At 40.1% G+C, this 2,796-nt stretch carries 4 protein-coding genes and 1 pseudogene; 2 read left to right on the top strand and 3 right to left on the bottom strand.

What is annotated here, in order from left to right; translation table 11 throughout:
* Positions 1-195: 195 nt before the first annotated feature.
* Together JIG41_RS21490 and JIG41_RS21485 are read right to left on the bottom strand one after the other, a co-directional pair.
* Positions 196-768, bottom strand: coding sequence for a type 1 glutamine amidotransferase domain-containing protein (locus JIG41_RS21490; RefSeq protein ID WP_036968990.1), 573 nt, complete (start codon positions 766-768; stop codon positions 196-198).
* A gap of 137 nt (positions 769-905) precedes the next feature.
* On the bottom strand, positions 906-1,175 hold the full coding sequence (locus tag JIG41_RS21485) for an HU family DNA-binding protein (protein WP_065979805.1): 270 nt from the start codon (positions 1,173-1,175) through the stop codon (positions 906-908).
* A gap of 192 nt (positions 1,176-1,367) precedes the next feature.
* On the opposite strand from JIG41_RS21485, the gene JIG41_RS21480 reads away from it, so the two are divergent.
* Both JIG41_RS21480 and JIG41_RS21475 read left to right on the top strand, forming a co-directional pair.
* Positions 1,368-1,955, top strand: a complete 588-nt coding sequence (locus JIG41_RS21480; RefSeq protein WP_036969278.1) for an inner membrane-spanning protein YciB — start codon at positions 1,368-1,370, stop codon at positions 1,953-1,955.
* A 58-nt stretch (positions 1,956-2,013) separates the two neighbouring features.
* The gene (locus JIG41_RS21475; RefSeq protein ID WP_036968994.1) at positions 2,014-2,652 is read left to right on the top strand and encodes a CPBP family intramembrane glutamic endopeptidase; all 639 of its coding nucleotides are present in this window, start codon (positions 2,014-2,016) and stop codon (positions 2,650-2,652) included.
* Positions 2,653-2,718: 66 nt separating this feature from the next.
* Here JIG41_RS21475 and JIG41_RS21470 read toward each other — a convergent pair.
* Positions 2,719-2,796: pseudogene (locus JIG41_RS21470) on the bottom strand (IS200/IS605 family transposase); the annotation flags it as partial.

The raw sequence follows: 2,796 nt of genomic DNA, 5'->3' as shown, positions 1-2,796 counted from the left end.
TGGTCTATTTTGAGGCAATAAAACCGCGTTGATAACAAGGCAAAAATTTAGTTATTTAGTTGTTCTAAATCAGAAATTTTTAACGTAGGTAGCGACTGGTTTAATCACTCAAAATGATTAAGTATTTTTGCGGAATGGTATAACGCGCAACCAATATTAAAAAAGGGCCCTGTGGCCCTTTTTTGCTGCTTATCACTAATGATGACGATGAACGCCTTCTTTTATTTCCTCAATAAACTTACGATTGAACGCCTCTAAGTCAGCAGGACTGCGGCTTGTTACAATCCCTTCGTCGACACACACTTCTTGGTCAACCCAATTGGCACCAGCATTAATTAAGTCGGTTTTAATGCTCGGATAAGAGGTCACTTTCCGATCACGTAATTTGTTAATCTCGGCTAATAACCATGGGCCGTGGCATATCGCCGCAATCGGTTTGTTCTTACCGGCACTGAAGAAGCCATCCACAAATGCTTTTGCATCGCTATCTTGTCGTAACGTATCTGGATTAAATAATCCACCTGGCAGTAATAACGCGTCATACTCCGTTGAATCAGCTTCACTCACAACACGGTCTACAGTGACACGCTCCCCCCATTGATTTTCATTCCAGCCTGTAATATCCCCACGTTCAAGAGATACCACTTCGACTAGCGCCCCAGCTTCTAATAAAGCGCTTCGTGGTGACAGTAGTTCGCTTTGTTCAAAGCCATTGGTGGCTAGAATTGCAATCTTTTTACCATTAAGTTGGCTGTTTAAATCTGACATGTTACCTCCTTATTACTGTGAAACTACACCAGTAAAAGCAGACAACATGCCAAGCTTAATACATTGATATTATTGAAATTATATTTAATGAGTTGCGACAATCTCTGTAAATACTACAGTGCCTTTGCAAATCCTACTTAAAGAATATCCTTTAAGGCTTTAGCAGGCTTAAAAACAGGTTTATTTGCGCCTTCAATTTCAATTTCTTCACCCGTTTGTGGATTGCGGCCTTTACGTGCTGGGTAATAACTTAAAGCAAAGGTACCAAACCCGTTAATTTGTACTTGGTCACCTTCTGAGAGTGATTTTTCAATGGCATTTAACATACTATTCAGCGCTGCTTGGGTGTCTTTTTTAGTTAATTCACTGTGGGCTGCCATTTGCGACACTAAGGCGGCTTTATTCATAAACTGCTCCAAAATACGCCGCTTAATCATCTAAGGTTAAGCGGAAAAAGATAAGGTAAAACAACCTAAACACGGGTTTAGGTCAAATTGGCTCGGCAGGCTAAGCGTTAAGGAAAGCTAAGTCAACCTTGTATCTTAGCCAATATATTGATACAACCCATTATCTTTTTAAATGAGAGCATTTCAAAATCTATGCATGCAATTATTGAATATATTCCGCTGATTCTGTTTTTTGCGGTTTTCAAACTCGTTGATATTTACTGGGCAACAGCAGTACTTATGCTAACTACCTTGATACAAGTTGCGTATTGTTATTTTAAGGAAGGTAAAGTACCGACTCGCCACTGGGTCTTTTTTGCTATTGCCGTCGTGCTAGGAACATTAACGTTAGTTTTCCATGATGAGCAATTCGTAAAATGGAAAGCCACAATTGTATACGCAATTTTAAGTTTCACCTTATTATTTAGCCGTTATGTACTTGGTAAAAACCTCGTAAAAAAAGCTTTGAGTTCAATTTTAGAAAATGCCTCAGAAAGTAAACAAGAAGTCATTGTTCCCGACTCCTTGTGGAATAAACTAAATTTATTCTGGGTGGCTGTTACAGCGGGTATCTCAGCACTTAATATTTATATTGCTTATAATTTTTCACTCGATTTTTGGGTTAACTTTAAAGTATTTGGTTTAATGGGTATCACCTTTGTTTGCGTACTTGCGACCATTATCCTGCTGTTCAAATACTTACCCGAAGATGACGAAAACACCGATACGAAAGAACTGTAATGTCATAAAACTGTCGTCTTAGCTTGGTAACGTAAACAAAAAACGCGCTGAGACGACATTGAACGCCAATCAATACCGCTGGTTTGAATTTACCCTCATATTTGTTTCGCTTCCGCTTTTAGGCTTCTTGTTACGCGCACACCTTGCGAATTGGCTGATACCCGCCCTAATCATTTTAATGAGTGTCTGCGGGATGTTACTGTTATCAGACCCCCACTTTAAGCGCTTTCGTTTAACCAGTCTTGGTCAATTTAGTGCCGTTAAGCGCAGGCTATTTAGCTTTTTCTTTTTAGGTGCACTCTTTTCAGGTATGTTTTACGGCATCATAAATCAAGAAAATTGGTTTTCATTACCCCGAAACTCATTCAACGACTGGCTGTTATTGTTGCTGCTTTATCCTATTTTATCTGTGATGCCACAAGAGCTGATTTTTAGGACGTATTTTTTTCACCGTTATAAACGCATTATGCCAAGCAAAACAGTGCGGATTTTTGTGAGTGCTTCAGTCTTTGCCCTCGCTCATATTGTCTATGCCAATGTACTTGCGGTACTGCTTGCCTTTATGGGCGGCCTGTTGTTCTCCTATACATATGCGAAAAGCCGCTCCACTTTTGTTTGTGTTATCGAGCACAGCTTATGGGGGCTTTGGATGTTTACTTTGGGACTGGGTGATGTTTTAGATGCAGGGGCTATTTAGCGAATGTAAAAGATCCACCTTCTAAAGAAGGTGGCTTTGCATTAGCCCCCTAGAAGGGGGCGTTGTTTACTGAAGTGTTAACTGCGCCTGCTCTTGCACCTCTTCCTTTTCTTGGTGCCTGACATACCGCCTTATTATTTCTTC

This window comes from Pseudoalteromonas sp. bablab_jr011 (assembly GCF_016464045.1).
Classification (GTDB): Bacteria; Pseudomonadota; Gammaproteobacteria; order Enterobacterales; family Alteromonadaceae; genus Pseudoalteromonas; species Pseudoalteromonas lipolytica.
This window is presented reverse-complemented; position numbering and strand designations above follow the sequence as displayed.